The organism is Sphingosinicellaceae bacterium (genome assembly GCA_019285715.1).
GTDB lineage: Bacteria > Pseudomonadota > Alphaproteobacteria > Sphingomonadales > Sphingomonadaceae > Glacieibacterium.
On record CP079108.1, the window covers coordinates 2,410,332 to 2,425,984 of the forward strand.

Genomic DNA, 15,653 nt, shown 5'->3' on the forward strand with positions numbered 1-15,653 from the left:
TCAATGGTTTCGATGGTTGGCACAGGTCTTGCTTATGTCCAGGCATGCCAACCATGCTGCCCGCGACGTCGATGTGAGGAACCCCAGCCGCCGGCTCTTGCGCCACCCGGTTCGTGCCTGGGTATTCGGGCTCGTGCTCGGCGCGGTGGTGGGGGCCGCATCGATCTATCTGCTTGCGAATCCACCCGCTGGCGGCGTCATCGCCGGCACCACGACGCCCGGCAACTAGACCAACAGTTCGCGCGCCGGTGGATGCCCGAGGAATGCGGCCGGGCTCGCACTCGCGCCGTATGCTCCCGCCATGAAGATCGCGATCAGGTCGCCGACCTGCGTGTCCGGCAACGCGACACGCTCGCCGAGCCGGTCGAGGGGCGTGCACAGGCAACCGACGACATCGGCGGTCATCACGGCGTCCGCGCCAAAGTGGCTGGCATTGGCGATCGGGTAATTGCGGCGGATGACCGTGCCGAAGTTGCCGCTGGCCGCGAGCTGGTGGTGGAGGCCGCCGTCGGTGACGATGAACTCGGTGCCGCGACTGACCTTCCGGTCCACGACCCGCGCCAGGTACACCCCCGCCTCCCCGACGAGGTAGCGCCCGAGCTCGACGATGATACGCGTGTCGCGGAGACCTGCGGGTAGCGTCGCCAGGCTTGCTGACAGCGCTTCGCCCACCGCAGCAAGGTCAAGCGGCAAGTCGTTGGTGAAATAGGGGATACCGAAGCCCCCGCCCAGGTTCAGCGTCTCCAGCTGGACCCCGGTCGCGGCCACCAACTCTGCCGCCATCACCAGCGTCGCCGCCTGCGACTCGATCACCGCCGCCGCCGACAGCGCCTGCGACCCGGCATAGACGTGGAGGCCCGTCACCCGCACTCCAAGCTCCGCCGCCCGCGCCACGACCGCGGGCGCATCGGCGACGTCGATCCCGAACGGCGACGCCCTGCCCCCCATCCGCATGCCCGAGCCCTTGAGCTCGAACGACGGGTTGAGCCGCAGCGCCACCACGCGCCCGCCGAGCGCCGCGATGCGCTCCAATTCACCCGCCGACTCGACGTTGATCAGGACGCCGGCGGCAATCGCGGCGCGGAGCTCGTCGTCGCGCTTGCCCGGCCCTGCGAAGCCGATGTCGCGAGGCTGCATCCCGCTAGCTAGTGCCAGCGCGAGTTCGCCGCCCGAGGCGACGTCCAGCCCGTCGACCTGCCCGCCCATCCATTCGACCAGCGCTGGCAACGGGTTAGCCTTGAGTGCGTAGTGGAGCGCGACCTCCGATGGGAGTGCGGCGCGCACTGCCGCGATCCGTGCCGCGATCAGCGCCCGGTCGTAGACGAACAGCGGCGTGTCGCCCGCCTCGTGAACCCAATACGACGCGGCCCGTCCGGCGATGCCGAGCTCGCCGTCGATGGTCGTGAAACCGGCGGGAATGTGGCTCCTCACGCCCACTCGCGCTTCAAGGCCGCCCGGTCGAGCTTGCCGTTCGCCAGCACCGGCAGTGTCTCGCGCCAGACGATCCGTGCTGGTTGCATGAAACCGGGCAGCGCGCGGCCCAAGGCGCTGCTGAGACGGCCCTCGTGGTCGTCGCCCGCCGGGGTCGCGACCAGCAGGATCGCCTGCCCGAGCCGGTCGTCCGGAACCCCCAGCGCCACCGCCGCACCGACCGCGCCGCTTGCCAGTGCGGCATCCTCGACCTCGGTCGGGCTGACCCGGTAACCACCGGTCTTGATCATCTCGTCGTCGCGCCCGACGAAGGTCAGCAGCCCATCCGCGCCGCGCTTCATCGTGTCGCCCGACCACACCGCCATGCCGCCGAGCACCGAGGCGTCGGGTGCGGGGCGAAAGCGCAGGTCGGTGCGCTCGTCGTCGCGCCAGTAGCCGTAGCTGACCAGCGGCCCGACCTGGACCATCTCGCCCGGCTCGTCGTCGTCGGTAAGGCTGCCGTCGGGGCGGACGATGAGGACCTCGGCATGCGGGATCGCGGTGCCGACCGATTCGGGGCGGTTCGCGGCAAGATCCGGGTCGAGATACGTCGCGCGGAACGCCTCGGTCAGGCCGTACATCAGGTACAGGCGCGCGGCCGGAAACAGCGCGCGCAGCTTTGCCGACAGGCCGGCGTGGAGGTGGCCGCCCGAGTTGGTCAGCACCCGCAGGCTGGCGCCGCCGCCCTGGCCCCAGTCGGCGGCCGCAAGGTCGTGCCACAGCGGCGGCACCCCCCCGAGCTGGGTGATGCCGTGCACCGAGACGGCGCGGACGACATCGCGCGGGGTCAAATAGTCGAGCAGGACCGCGCCCGCCCCCGCCGCCCACGCCTGGGTCAGCTGGTTGAGGCCGTAGTCGAAGCCGTGAGGCAGGACGCTGAGCACGCGATCGTCAGGCCCTGTCCCGAGGAATTGCCGCACCGAATCGGCGGCGTGCCACAGGTTCGAGTGGCTCAGCATGACGCCCTTTGGCGCACCGGTGCTGCCCGAGGTGTAGAGCAGCGCCACGAGGTCGTCGGGGTCGCGGTCGACATCGAGCGGCGGGCCGTCGGCGAGCGCGTCCCAGTGGTCCTCCAAGGTCAGCACGGTGGCGCGCGTCGCAAGTCCGGAAGCACGCGCGGCAGTGGTCAGCAGCAGCCTCGCGCCCGAATCGGCGGCGATATGGTTGACCTGCGCCGCCTTGAGCTGGGGATTGGCAGGGACGAACACCGCGCCCGCCCGCGCCGCGCCGAACAGCGTCGCGACGCCCTCGATCGATTTCGGCAGCCAGGTCACGACCCGGTCACCCGCGGTCAAGCCCTGCGCGGCCAGCCCGCCGGCGACGCGCCCGACCAGCGCGTCGAGCTCGCCGTAGCTCACCCGACGATCACGATGGACCAAAGCGATGCCGTCAGGGGTTGGTCCCTGCAGCAGTCGATCGGTACGAATAGGGACTGGCGATTGCACGGTTCGACGCTGCTACTATAAGGCGCGCCGGGCCGGAAGGCTTCGTCAGGAGCGAACATGGCCACAGCGGCGGCGATCAGCGTCCCATCGAACCTCGAAGCGGTTCGCGCCGTATTGGCGGCGGAGCTGAACCTCGCGCCCGCCTCTGCCGCGCGCCTGACGCGTTCCAGCGTGTTGTTCGGCGACCTGCCCGAGCTCGATTCGATGGCGGTGGCGCGGGTGCTGACCGCGCTCGAGGATGCCTTCGGGTTTCATATCGACGACGACGAGGTCGATGGGGCATTGTTCGAGACGCTGGGGTCGCTGACCGATTTCGTGACGCAGAAGCGGGCCGGCGCCTAGCCTAGAGTATCCGTTGTGATCAAGCGGATTTCGGTGTCCAGTTTCTGCCTGTTTTGAGCAGCGAGTTTGCCAGGATGACGAGCTTACGCATGACCGCTGTGATGGCTACTTTCGGCGGTTTTCCGGCAGCAACGAGAGCCTTATATTTAGCCTTCATGTCGGCGTTGAACCGGGTGGCGACGAGCGCGGGCATGTAAAGCGCGTGTCGCAGCTGGGCTCGTCCGCCCCGGATATGACGCTTGCCGCGGTGCTGCCCGCTGTCGCGGGCGATTGGTGCGAGGCCGGCCAGCGACGCGACCTGCTTGCTGTCGAGCGTTCCGAGTTCGGGCATTTCGATGAGCATGGCGATCGCCGTAGTCTCGCCGATACCGGGAATGGAGACGAGAACCTCGAAGCGCGTTGCAAGGTCCGGCTCGCGGGACAGGCTGGCTTTCAGCTCGGCGTCGATCGCGGCGATCTGCCGGTCGATCTGGGCAAGCCGCTGCGCGGCGTGGCGTTTCAAAAGCCGCGAGCGACAAACATGCTCGCGGTTCTTTGCAGCGGTCCGGTCCTTGACCAGGCCGAGCCTGGCAACCTGCAACTCCTTCATATCGTCGAGGATCTCGCTGACGATTGGCCGCGACGGCAGCTCGAGCAAGGCACCCATGCGTGCCAGCATCGCGGCGTCGACTGCATCGGTCTTGGCGTTGCAGCCGATTGCCTCGGCAAAGCGCCGGGCCTGGCGCGGGTTGACCTTGGCAAGCGGCAAGCCGGCACTACCGAGCCGGCGCTCGAAGTTGTGGTGGTAGCGTCCGGTCGGCTCGAAGACGACGCGGGCGATGCGACGATCTGCAAGCCAGCCCAGCAAGGCCTTGAGGCCTTTGGCATCATTGGTGAACTGGCGGGCTGTGCCCGCCGGGTGCAAGTGAACGTCGAGCGTCGCTTTGCAGATATCGACGCCGACATTCTGAGCTATACTGGTCTCCATCTTTTCCAGGTCCTCTGCTTGTCATGCGGGCCCACAAGCCCACGTATCCGTTCAGGCCACAGGAAAAGAGAAGGGCGATCAAACTCTAGCTCGGTCCATGACGACCAGCATTTTTACGATCCGTCCCTTCCCGCCACCGGCGAGTTTGCGGCTCGTCGGCGGCGGCCTATCTTCGCAGAAAGGCCGGAGTCTTCATAAGACAAGCAGCTTGATCTCGCGCAGCCGCTGCATCAGGAACTCATGCGCGGTGATCGGCTCCGCGGGCACCCCACCCGGCAGCGCCTCGATCACATAGTCCGGCCGGAAATGCAGGAAGAACGGCGTCGAATAGCGCGCCGTCCCACGCCGCTCCGGGGCCGGGTTGACGACGCGGTGGCTGGTCGACGGCAGGCGGCCGCCCGTCAGCCGCTGCAGCATGTCGCCGATGTTGCAGACCAGGCTGCCCGGCGGCGCATCGATGCTGCGCCATTCGCCCTGCCGGTCGAGCAGCTGCAAGCCCGCCTCCTCGGCCCCAAGCAGCAGCGTGATGACGTTGATGTCCTCGTGCGCCCCGGCGCGGATCCCGGGCGCGTCGGCGGGCACCGGCGGATAGTGGAGCAGGCGCAGCACGGAGTTGCCGTCGTGGACCGGGTCCTCGAAGAACGCGGGCGGCTGTTCGAGGTGAACCGCGATTGCGCGCAACACCCGGCGGCCCGCAAAATCGAGCGCGTCGTACAGTGCCTGCACGCTGGGGTGGAAGTCGGGAACCTCGGCGGGCCAGAGGTTGTCGGGCATGACCGCGCGGTAGGGATGGCCCTCAGGCAGCGTGCGACCGACGTGCCAGAACTCCTTGAGATCGCTGGTCGTCGCGTCCTTGGCGGTCTCGATGCCGAACGGCGTCAGGCCCCGCGCTCCGCCCTGCCCGACGACGTGGTAGCAGCGCTTGACCGCCTCGGGCAGCGCGAAGAAAGCGCGGGTCGCGGCCAGCGCCCGCTCGATCACCGCGGGGTCGATACCGTGGTCGGCGACGACCGCGAAGCCGGTGCGCGAGAACGCATCCCCGAAAGCCTGTGCTGCGGCCGCCAGGTCGTCGTCGACGAGGCTGAGCGGTATCGGGCGGATGTCGGCGGCGAGCGTCATGGATGAGGTTCTAGTGGCATGCGTGGTCGTCGTCATCAGCGCTGCTGATCGTCATCCCGGCATGCGCCGGGATGACGAACACTATCACATCGGGGGCGTGCTGCCGTTCGCACCGACGACCAGCCGATCCGCCGACAGCTTGCCGCCGACGTTCTTGGTGATCGCGAAAACGTGGCTGCCGGGCTTGACGTCGGCCAGCGTGCCCGCGCCGAACGAGACGATCGGCACGCTCGCGGGGACGACGACGACCTGCTGGCCGCCCTTGTAGTCGACGATCAGCTCGCGCGCGCCCTTGCCGTGCTTCACCGCGCCGACCGTGCGGACGTTGCCATTGGTCATGCTGCTGGTCTTGCTGGTGTCCCAGGGACGGTGGCCTTCACCGAGGCCGCGCATCGATTCCGGGAAGACGTGGACCTCGAGCGCGGTCAGCTTGCCATCCTTGCCGGGGTCGGCGGCGGTGCCGATGAAGATGTTCGGCTTGATCGCGTCGATGCCGATGACGGAGGTCGTCGCGACGCCGGTGTTCGGGGCGAGCGTCACCACTTGCTTGGTACCGGCCTTGGTGGTCAGCGTCAGCGTGGTCGCGCTCAGCGTGGCAACGGTGCCGCGCACCAGCGTCGGCGCAGGGGCCGCGCCCATCAGGTCGGCGTTCGCGGCCGTGGTCGTCAGAAGCATCGTGGCGGCAAGCAAAAAGCGCTTCATAATCGTCTCCAGAGGTGTGGGCCGGACGCTAGTCGCCGCGGTAGAACTCAACAAGCGTCGCGCTGCGCCCTTCGCGGTGTCGACACTCCCGATTACACCGTCCGGCAGTTCTCGCGGAGCGGCTGGGCGTACCCTTGCGCACGGACCGACGGTAGCGGGAGAGGGACTTGAACCCCCGACCCCAGGATTATGATTCCCGTGCTCTAACCAGCTGAGCTACCCCGCCGTCCGGTCCGCGCGGGAGGCGGCGTATAGTCCGGGGCTTGGCCGCGGGTCAATGCCGGGCTAGGTCGGCCCTGCAAATGCGGTGCAGGGGACGCGTTTTGCGCTGGTACCGGATTACGGGAGTTGCAGTTGGATTGTTCATCGTGACTACGCCCGCAAGTGCGAAATGGGCACTGGTCATCCACGGCGGCGCCGGTGTCATGGAACGCGCCACGATGACGCCCGCGAAGGATGCCGACTACCGCGCTGCGCTGGCCAAGGGCCTCGAGGCCGGGGCGGCGGTGCTTGCGAACAACGGCAGCGCGCTCGACGCGGTCGAGGCCGCCATCCGCGTGCTCGAGGACGACCCGCACTTCAACGCCGGCAAGGGCGCGGTGTTCACCGCCGACGGCAGGAACGAGCTCGACGCATCGATCATGGAGGGCACCACCCGCAAGGCCGGCGCGGTCGCGGGCGTGACCCGGACGAAGAACCCGATCAGTCTGGCGCGCGCCGTGATGGAGCAGTCGCCGCACGTCATGCTGGCGCGCGATGGTGCCGATGCTTTCTCGGTCGAGCACGGCCTCGAGCAGGTCGACCCAAGCTATTTCCGCACCGAGGAACGCTGGCAGCAGCTTCAGGCCATGAAGGCCGCCGCCGCCAAGGGCGCGCAGCTGTTCGACAAGAACCTCAAGTACGGCACCGTCGGCGCGGTCGCCCGCGACTCCGCCGGTCACCTCGCTGCGGGCACCTCGACCGGTGGCCTTACCGGCAAACGCTGGGGGCGCATCGGCGATTCGCCGATCATCGGGGCGGGCACCTACGCCGACGACCGCGCGTGTGCTGTTTCCGCCACCGGCTCGGGCGAGTATTTCATCCGCGAAGGCGTCGCCCACGAGATCTGCGCCCGCGTTCGCCTCAAGGGCGAGACCATCCAGCGGGCCGCTGACGTCGTCATCAAGGGCGAACTGAAGGACATGGGCGGCGACGGCGGGGTCATCGTCGTGGGGCCGGCCGGCGACATGGGCTGGTCGTTCAACACGCCGGGAATGTACCGGGGCAGCGTCTCCGCGGGGTCGAAGCCGATAACGGCGATCTATGGCGACGAGCGCTAGCGCGGGTTCGCGGACAACCGCTACCACACCACCCGGCTGCAAGTGCGGCCGATCTGGCACGCTTGCCACGATATTAACCACAACGACGACGTGCGGCTTGCTTAATTAATTTAGCCAAGGTTTATTTCTGCCCGCATGCGGAAAACCGCAGCAGGGGCGAACGCATCGTCATTCCAACGCAGTGTGATCCGGGTTGGCACGGGGCCTCCGGCGCGCATTGTCAGTCGCTTGCACACAAGGGGTCGCTAATGAACAGGGTCAGAATCGGCGTAGCCATCGCTGCGCTACTGTCGTCGTCGGCAGTTTTCGCCGCACAATCGAACGTGAAGATCGTCCTGACGAACAAAGGCGGTGTCGAGATCGGGACCGATGCCTATTACGGCTTCAGGACCGCAGCGAAATATTGGGAGACGCATCTCACCACGTCGCAGCCGGTGACCGTTTATTTCGACGTCGGCTTCGCCCATCTCGGCGAGGACATCCTCGGCTCGACGGGCAGCTCCTACACCAGCAAGGCAATCGTCAGTGTCGCCAACCGGATCGTCGCCCGGCAGTCCGGCGCGTTCGACGCGAGCTTGAACCTGCCGACGCTGAGGGACGGCTATTACGGCGCGGGCGATGCGGTCGATGTCTACACGCCTGGCTATACCGGCTCGGACGCGTTCGGACCCTACGGCATCGACAATTCGACCAAGGTCTATGACACCGACGACAGCTACAACAACTCCGTAATCGGCTTGACGACGGCCAACGCCAAGGCGCTGGGCTACACCTTCGCAGCAGGAAGCTCGGACGCCAGCATCACTTTCAGCTCGGACTTCGCCTTCGACTTCGACCCATCCGACGGCATCACCGCCGGCACGTCCGACTTCATCGCCGTCGCCACCCATGAGATGGGCCATGCGCTCGGCTTCGTCAGCGGCGTCGACGATTACGACGTACTGGGGACCGGCGGACCGCTCGCGGACGTGGACCTGGGGGGCTTTCTCGGTAAGGACTATCCCGCCAACGACGACTGGTTCGGCGAGACGCTCGACCTGTTCCGCTACAGCGCCCCGGGTGTCCTCGACTGGACGACCAACACCGCCAGCTACTTCTCGATCGACGGCGGCCTGACAGCATATCAGGGCGGCTTGTTCTCGACGGGCGAGTACACCGGCGACGGCTGGCAAGCTTCGCACTGGAAGGCTCCGCAGGTTCTCGTGGATGGCGAACCGGTCTTCAGTTGTGCGCAGCCCAAGCTCGGCATCATGAACCCCTATACCTGCGGCGGTCGCAATGGCTTCGTCACCGGGCTCGACCTCGCCGCGCTCGACGCCATCGGCTGGAACACCACCGTCGATGTCGCGCACTATTCGGAGAGCACGGCCGACTTCCTCGGCTTCGTCCCCGAGCCCGCGACCTGGGCCCTGATGCTCGGCGGCTTCGGCTTCGTCGGCACCGCGCTCCGCCGCCAGCGCCGCACGGGCTACGCGACGGCCTGACGCGACGATTACGGCACGCGAACCCGGGCGGGGCAGCGATGCTCCGCCCGCTTTCGTTGGGTTCCCGCAGGTCTAGGCGCTCAACGGGTTGACGCGCCCGTCAACTAACGCGATGCCTTCGCGAAAGCCGCACGGAAGACCGCCATGACCATGCCCGCCAGTCTCGTGAACCGCCTGTCGATCCCAGTGATCGCGTCCCCGTTGTTCATCATCTCCAACCCCGACCTGGTGCTGGCGCAGTGCCGCGCCGGCGTCGTCGGCAGCTTCCCGAGCCTCAACGCACGCCCGCTCAGCCAGCTCGACGAGTGGCTCCACCAGCTCTCGACCGAGCTCACCGAGGCGGATGCACCGTTTGCGGTCAACCTCATCGTCCACAAGACCACCGCCCGCCTCGAGGACGACGTCGAGATGTGCGTCAAGTACAAGGTCCCCGTGGTCATCACCTCGCTCGGCGCGCGCGAGGACATCAACGCCGCGATCCACAGCTACGGCGGCATCGTCATGCACGACGTCATCAACGACCGCTTCGCCCACAAGGCGATCGAGAAAGGCGCCGATGGCCTGATCGCGGTCGCCGCCGGTGCTGGTGGCCATGCCGGCACGATCTCGCCGTTCGCGCTGATCCAGGAGATCCGGGCCTGGTTCGACGGCCCGCTGGCGCTGTCGGGGAGCATCGCCAACGGCGGCGCGGTGCTCGCCGCGCTCGCGATGGGAGCCGACTTCGCCTACATCGGCTCAGCCTTCATCGCCACCGACGAGGCCCGCGCCGACGAGCGCTACAAGCAGATGATCGTCGGTTCGGCGGCGTCCGACATCGTCTATTCGAACCTGTTCACCGGCGTCCACGGCAACTACCTGCGCCCATCGATCATCGCCGCCGGCATGGACCCCGACAACCTCGCGGTCAGCGATGCCTCGGCGATGAACTTCGGCTCCGGCGGCAACACCGACGCCAAGGCATGGAAGGATATCTGGGGCTGCGGCCAGGGCATCGGCTCCGTCACCGAGGTCCAGGGCGCCGGCGCCTTCATCGCCAAGCTCAAGCGCGAATACGAGGCCGCCCGCGTCCGCCTCGGCCTCGAAGTGCATCAGGCGGTTGCCGCCTGACGGAACCCCGGCTAGCCAGAGGTCGTTCCCGGCGCGTCGCAAGCGCAACACCGGTACGTCATCACATAAAAGGCCAGCTTCCCATGGAACTCACCGTCCCCCTCGACACCGTCTGCCGCATCATCCTGCGGGCGCGTGAATTCGAGGCGCTGGTCCCCGACACCGACCCCGACGAAGGATCGAATGCATCGGATGACGGCGCCGTCGACGAGCTCGAGGATGACGGCGACAACCCGACCGAAGAAGAGCTCCGCGCCATCATCGACGACCTCGCCGAGGACGAGCAGGCGGAAGTCATCGCCCTGGCCTGGGTTGGCCGCGGCACCTACGACGCGAGCGAATGGGACGACGCCCTGTCGACTGCCGCTGACGAAGTCGACGACGCCTCCGACTACCTGCTCGAACTGCCGATGCTGGCTGCGTACCTCGACGCCGGACTGGCGGCTTTCGACCTCAGCTGCGACGGCCAGGGGCAGGTGGTCTGAGTTAGCTGCGCCCCTTCTTCAAGAAGAAGGGGCGCAAAACACCTAGTGCCGCGTCATCCGCTCGATGAACGCCTCGAGCGCGGCGTGGGCCTCGTCGTCGGTCGACTGGACCGGTGGATGCTTGCAGAAATAGGCGCTCGGCTCCAACACCGGGCCACCGAGACCCGCGTCCTTTGCCAGCTTGGCGCAGCGGATTAGATCGATCGCGACACCGGCGGAGTTGGGCGAGTCCTCGACCGACAGGCGCAGCTCGAGGTTCATCGGCACGCCGCCGAACATCCGACCTTCCATGCGCAGAAAGCAGACCTTGTTGTCGTTCTGCCACGCCACGTAATCGGACGGGCCGACGTGAATGTTGTCGTCCTCGATGCGGTGCGCGGCGACCGACTGGACCGCCTCGGTCTTGCTGACCTTCTTCGACGCCAGGCGCTTGCGGTTGAGCATGTTGAGGAAGTCGGTGTTGCCGCCGGTGTTGAGCTGGTAGGTCCGGTCGATGCTGACGCCGCGCTTGGCGAACAGGTCGGTCAGCGTGCGGTGGACGATGGTTGCCCCCAGCTGGGCCTTGATGTCGTCACCGAGCAGCGGCACGCCGGCAGCGCGGAAGCGCTCGGCCCAGACCGGATCGCTGGCGATGAACACCGGGATATTGTTGACGAAGGCGCAGCCGGCGAGGAGCGCGGCTTCCGCGTAGAATTCCGTCGCGAGCTGCGAGCCAACCGGCAAGTAGTTCATCAGTACGTCGGCCTTGCGGTCCTTGAGGACGCGGACGACCTCGTCGAGGTCGGGCTCGGGCAGACCGGCGGGGACGAACGTGCGGTCCTGCGGGTAGTCGCCCATGTGCTCGGCAACGCCGTCGAGGGTGCGGCCCATCATGACCTCGGTGCCGGTCGTGCCGACATGGTCGCAGAACACGGTTGTGTTGTTCGGCTTGGCGAAGATCGCCTCCGAAACGTCACGGCCGACCTTGCGCGCATCGATGTCCCACGCCGCGACGACGCTGACATCCTTGGGCCGGTAGCCGCCAAGGTCCCAATGCATCAGGCCGAGCTCGTCGTTGGAACCCCCGTTGGCGTAGTGGCTGAGGCCCTGCACGAGCGAACTGGCACAGTTGCCGACCCCGGCGACCGCGATATTGATCTGCCGCATCTTTATCCTCTCTGGCCCGATGCGAAGACGCCGCATGGCCCGAAACACAAGCGGCTGCCCGTAGACTAGGCCTTGCCCGCGGGCAAGAAGTCGTAGGTCGTCGCCGCGTAGTTCGCCGCCACCACCGGGCTGTGCCGACGCCCGAACTCACCAAGCCGCCGGTACAACCGGGCCTGCATGACGAAGAACGTCAGCACCGCATACGCCGCGATCATCACAAATCCCGCGTACCAGGCTCCGAACGCGGCGAACGGAATCAGGGTCCAGAAATATGTGTTGCGACGCCCTGAAACCAGGCGGAAGCGGCGCTCGAACTCGCCGGCATCGTCGAGCTGGCTGCCGGTGAAGCGGCGGAAGAATTCGCCGCCCAGCGCCTCCGCCAGCGCGACCACGATAATCAGTACCGCAACCACCCAAGGCCCCTCGCCCCGCGTCACCGCGAAATGGCCCGCGAGTGCGAAGTACCAGCCGTATTCGGCGATCTTGTCGAGGACATGCTCGAGGTCGCCCCAGCGCGAGAACTCGACCCGCGCCCGCGCCAATTTGCCGTCGACGCCGTCCAGCGGCCCGCTGACCAGCGCCAGTATGAGGCCCGTCCACAGCCAGCCGGTCGCGAACGCAACACCGGCGGCGAGGCTGATCGCAGCGACCAGCAGAGTCACCATGTTGGGCGTGATCGGCGTCGGCCCGAGCAGGCGGACCAGCCCGTCCTCGATCGGCGGATGGATGAAGCGCGCTGGCCAGTCGAGGCAGCCCTTCTGCGCTGCCTTGATGACCATGCTGGCTGCCGCCTCGGCCTGCACCACGTCCTCGGGCAGCGCCCAGGTCAGCGGTACGATCCGGCGGCGGGCGGGGGCGTAGAGGTCCATCGCATCGAGATCGACGCGGGCGATGTTGTCGCCGACCGCCGCGCGCAGCAGGGTCGCGTCGAGGTCCCAGTCGCCGAGACCGAGGATGACGCGCCGGACCAGTGCGCCCGAATAGACCGCGATCCCCGCCGCTAACGCCGTCGCGTCGATGCGCTCGACACCGCGGTCGACAAAGGTCGCCACCGCTGGTGCCGCCGCGATCACCGCCGCGACGATGCGCTCGTCGACGACCAGCCCGGGCGCCAGCATCAGCACGAAGTCGCCCTCCCCGATCAGCGCCGCCGCGTCGTTCAGCGTCGGCACCGCCTCGACCCCCAGCATCGGACCGCCAACGACGATGACACGCTGCGCCTTGGCATGAGCCGCCTGCCGCACCTGACGCTGCAGCACCGGCTGCCCGACAACGGTCAGCAGCGGAGCGAGGGGCACTTCGGGGGCAGCGGCAAGGAGCGCGATCAACGGCATCGCCGAGGCTCATAAGGGCGCGCGGCGGCGGCGTCACTAGGCGTGGCGATTGCCGATCGGGACGTCGATACCTACGTGCGCCGCGCAGCGAAGGAATCACCATGAAGATCGACCTCACCGGCAAGACCGCCATCGTCACCGGCTCCACCGAAGGCATCGGCTTCGCCATCGCCCAAGGGCTTCACGAAGCGGGCGCCACCGTCATCGTCAACGGCCGGACACCGGAGCGCGTCGCCGCCGCCGTCGCCAAACTGGGCGGCAAGGCGCGCGGGCTGGCCGCTGATCTCGGCACCGCCGAGGGCTGCGCCCGGCTGGTCGCCGCCGAGCCTACCGCCGATATTCTGGTCAGCAACCTCGGCATTTTCCAGCCGGCCGACTTCTTCGACACCGACGACGCGACGTGGGACCGCCACTGGCAGGTCAACGTCATGGCCGGCGTCCGGCTGGCGCGCGCCTACCTGCCGGGCATGGAAGCCAAGGGTTGGGGTCGCTTCATCCTGCTCGCCTCGGAATCGGCGTTCAACATTCCGGTCGAGATGATCCACTACGGCGTCTCGAAGACCGCCGACGTCGCACTCGCTCGCGGCCTCGCCAAGCGCATGGCCGGTACCGGCGTGACCGTGAACTCGGTCCTCCCCGGCCCAACGCTGTCCGAAGGCGTGGCCGCGATGCTCGGGCACGGCGAGGGGCCTGCAGCCGATGCGAGCGCCGCCGCCGATGCCTTCGTTGCGGAGCACCGCTCGTCGTCGATCATCCGCCGCGCCGCGACGGTTCAGGAGGTCGCCAACATGGTCGTCTACGTCGCGTCGCCGCAGGCCTCGGCGACCACTGGTGCCGCGCTCCGGGTCGACGGCGGCCTGCTCGATACTCTCTAGGCCAAGGCTAAATCGCGCGAGCGCCCCCCTCGCCTTCCGGCGTCCCCTCCCCTACATGCTGCACTGCAATGGCAGCTCCAATCCTCTCCCTCGAATCCATCGGCCTCAACCAGGGCACCAAATGGCTGTTCCGCGGCCTGTCGGTGTTCGTCGGCGACCGCGACCGGCTCGCGCTGGTCGGTCGCAACGGCGTCGGCAAGACGACTTTGCTCAAGATCCTGTCGGGCGACATCGAGCCCGACGAAGGCCGCCGCGTCATGCGCCCGGGCGCGCGCATCGTGCTGCTCGAGCAGGATCCCTCGGTCGCAGGCTTCGAAACCCTGCGCGACTACGCCATGGCGGAGCCCGATGCTCCCCAGCCCTATGAGGTCGATGCGATCGCCGATCAGCTCGGCGTCGACCTCGACCGCGTCGCCTCGACCGCGTCCGGGGGTGAGCGCCGCCGCGCCGCGATCGCCCGCGCGCTCGCTCAGTCGCCCGACCTGCTGCTGCTCGACGAGCCGACCAACCACCTCGACATCACCGCGATCGAGTGGCTGGAGACCTACCTGCAGCGCTTCCAGGGCGCGTTCGTGACGATCAGCCATGACCGTACCTTCCTCGGTCGCCTGACCCGCGCCTCGTTGTGGCTTGACCGTGGCATGCTGCGTCGGGCCGAGATCGGCTTCGGCGGTTTCGAGGCGTGGTCCGAGCAGGTCGCCGCCGAGGAAGAGAAGAACGCGCAAAAGCTCGACACCAAGCTCAAGCAGGAACTCCACTGGTTGCAGCGCGGCGTCACCGCCCGGCGCAAGCGCAACATGGGACGCCTCGGCAAGCTCGACGAGCTGCGCCAGACCCGCAAGGACATGACCGGCCCGCAGGGCGTCGCCAAGCTGCAGGTCACCGCCGAGGACACGAAGACCAAGATCGTCATCGACGCCGAGCATGTGAACAAGTCGTTCGGCGACCGCATGGTAATCAAGGACCTGACGTTGCGGGTGCAGCGCGGCGACCGCATCGGCGTGATCGGCCCGAACGGTGCCGGCAAGACGACATTGCTCAAGCTGCTGACGGGCGAGCTGGAGCCCGACTCGGGCCGCATCCGCCGCGCCAAGACTCTGCAGGGCGTCCTTATCGACCAGCAGCGCGCGCTACTCAGCCCCGGCAAGACGGTGCGTGACGTACTGGCGGATGGCGGCGACTGGGTCGAGGTCGGCGGCGAGCGCAAGCACGTCATCGGCTACCTCAAGGACTTCCTGTTCACCGCCGAGGTGCTCGACGCCAAGGTCGACACCTTCTCCGGCGGCGAGCGCTCGCGGCTGCTGCTGGCGCGCGAATTCGCACGGCCGTCGAACCTGCTGATCCTCGACGAGCCGACCAACGACCTCGATCTCGAGACCCTCGACCTGCTGCAGGAGGTCATCGACGATTACGCCGGCACCGTCCTGCTGGTCAGCCACGACCGCGACTTCCTCGACCGCACCGTCACCATGGTCGTCGGGCTCGACGGGTCGGGCAGCGCCGATGTCGTGGTCGGCGGCTATGCCGACTGGGCCGCCAAGCGCAAGGCCGACGCAGCGCCGCCGCCGCCGCCGAAGGCTGCCGCGCCCTCGGGTCCGCCGAAGCGGCTGGTCAAGCTGACCTATATCGAGCAGCGCGAGCTCGATCATCTGCCCGGCCAGATCGAGACCATCGGCAAGGCCATCGCCCGCGCCGAGGCCGCCATGGCCGACTCCGGACTCTACGCCCGCGACCCCAAGCGCTTCGACGCCCTCAACACCGAGGCCGAAGGCAAGCGCCGGGCGCTGGCGGCGGCCGAGGAGCGCTGGATCAAGCTGAGCGAGAAGGCCGAGACGCTGGCCGCCTGATCGCAGTCAGC

15 protein-coding genes and 1 tRNA gene are annotated in these 15,653 nt (G+C 67.7%); 8 read left to right on the forward strand and 8 right to left on the reverse strand.

Features of this window, described 5'->3' with window-relative positions; genetic code table 11:
* Window positions 1–34: 34 nt before the first annotated feature.
* Window positions 35–229, forward strand: a complete 195-nt coding sequence (locus KX816_11275) for a hypothetical protein (protein QXQ04881.1) — start codon at window positions 35–37, stop codon at window positions 227–229.
* Here KX816_11275 and KX816_11280 read toward each other — a convergent pair.
* On the reverse strand, window positions 226–1,437 hold the full coding sequence (locus tag KX816_11280; protein ID QXQ04882.1) for a pyridoxal-dependent decarboxylase, exosortase A system-associated: 1,212 nt from the start codon (window positions 1,435–1,437) through the stop codon (window positions 226–228). The genes KX816_11275 and KX816_11280 overlap by 4 nt on opposite strands.
* Window positions 1,428–2,915, reverse strand: coding sequence for an AMP-binding protein (locus KX816_11285; protein QXQ04883.1), 1,488 nt, complete (start codon window positions 2,913–2,915; stop codon window positions 1,428–1,430). The genes KX816_11280 and KX816_11285 overlap by 10 nt, the downstream gene beginning before the upstream one ends.
* 57 nt (window positions 2,916–2,972) lie before the next feature.
* Here KX816_11285 and KX816_11290 point away from each other — a divergent pair, with 57 nt between their 5' ends.
* Window positions 2,973–3,257, forward strand: a complete 285-nt coding sequence (locus KX816_11290) for an acyl carrier protein (protein ID QXQ04884.1) — start codon at window positions 2,973–2,975, stop codon at window positions 3,255–3,257.
* 19 nt (window positions 3,258–3,276) lie between these two features.
* Here KX816_11290 and KX816_11295 read toward each other — a convergent pair whose 3' ends face one another.
* From KX816_11295 to KX816_11310, 4 genes are all read right to left on the reverse strand, one after another.
* On the reverse strand, window positions 3,277–4,224 hold the full coding sequence (locus KX816_11295; GenBank protein ID QXQ04885.1) for a transposase: 948 nt from the start codon (window positions 4,222–4,224) through the stop codon (window positions 3,277–3,279).
* Between the two features lie 192 nt (window positions 4,225–4,416).
* Entirely contained in the window at window positions 4,417–5,343 is a 927-nt protein-coding gene (locus KX816_11300) for an isopenicillin N synthase family oxygenase (GenBank protein QXQ04886.1), read from the reverse strand.
* An 84-nt stretch (window positions 5,344–5,427) separates the two neighbouring features.
* Complete coding sequence (locus KX816_11305; GenBank protein QXQ04887.1) at window positions 5,428–6,045, reverse strand: hypothetical protein; 618 nt, start codon at window positions 6,043–6,045, stop codon at window positions 5,428–5,430.
* Between the two features lie 152 nt (window positions 6,046–6,197).
* Window positions 6,198–6,271 (reverse strand) — tRNA-Met (locus KX816_11310).
* Between the two features lie 76 nt (window positions 6,272–6,347).
* Between KX816_11310 and KX816_11315 the strand changes: the two genes are divergently transcribed.
* The 4 genes from KX816_11315 to KX816_11330 all read left to right on the forward strand — a co-directional run bounded on the left by KX816_11315 (window position 6,348) and on the right by KX816_11330 (window position 10,440).
* A complete protein-coding gene (locus KX816_11315) occupies window positions 6,348–7,364 on the forward strand; it encodes an isoaspartyl peptidase/L-asparaginase (GenBank protein QXQ04888.1) in 1,017 nt (338 codons plus the stop codon).
* A gap of 1,250 nt (window positions 7,365–8,614) precedes the next feature.
* Entirely contained in the window at window positions 8,615–8,848 is a 234-nt protein-coding gene (locus KX816_11320; protein QXQ08525.1) for a PEPxxWA-CTERM sorting domain-containing protein, read from the forward strand.
* 144 nt (window positions 8,849–8,992) lie between these two features.
* Window positions 8,993–9,955 (forward strand): nitronate monooxygenase family protein, encoded by a 963-nt coding sequence (locus KX816_11325; GenBank protein ID QXQ04889.1) that lies wholly within the window; start codon window positions 8,993–8,995, stop codon window positions 9,953–9,955.
* Window positions 9,956–10,038: 83 nt separating this feature from the next.
* A complete protein-coding gene (locus tag KX816_11330; GenBank protein ID QXQ04890.1) occupies window positions 10,039–10,440 on the forward strand; it encodes a DUF3775 domain-containing protein in 402 nt (133 codons plus the stop codon).
* 42 nt (window positions 10,441–10,482) lie between these two features.
* Here the strand turns inward: KX816_11330 and KX816_11335 are convergent, their stop codons facing one another.
* Window positions 10,483–11,586 (reverse strand): inositol-3-phosphate synthase, encoded by a 1,104-nt coding sequence (locus KX816_11335; protein ID QXQ04891.1) that lies wholly within the window; start codon window positions 11,584–11,586, stop codon window positions 10,483–10,485.
* 65 nt (window positions 11,587–11,651) lie between these two features.
* Complete coding sequence (locus KX816_11340) at window positions 11,652–12,920, reverse strand: CDP-alcohol phosphatidyltransferase family protein (protein ID QXQ04892.1); 1,269 nt, start codon at window positions 12,918–12,920, stop codon at window positions 11,652–11,654.
* A 101-nt stretch (window positions 12,921–13,021) separates the two neighbouring features.
* Here KX816_11340 and KX816_11345 point away from each other — a divergent pair, with 101 nt between their 5' ends.
* Both KX816_11345 and KX816_11350 read left to right on the forward strand, forming a co-directional pair.
* The gene (locus tag KX816_11345; protein QXQ04893.1) at window positions 13,022–13,795 is read left to right on the forward strand and encodes an SDR family oxidoreductase; all 774 of its coding nucleotides are present in this window, start codon (window positions 13,022–13,024) and stop codon (window positions 13,793–13,795) included.
* A 68-nt stretch (window positions 13,796–13,863) separates the two neighbouring features.
* Complete coding sequence (locus KX816_11350) at window positions 13,864–15,642, forward strand: ATP-binding cassette domain-containing protein (protein QXQ04894.1); 1,779 nt, start codon at window positions 13,864–13,866, stop codon at window positions 15,640–15,642.
* The last annotated feature ends 11 nt before the right edge of the window (window positions 15,643–15,653 follow it).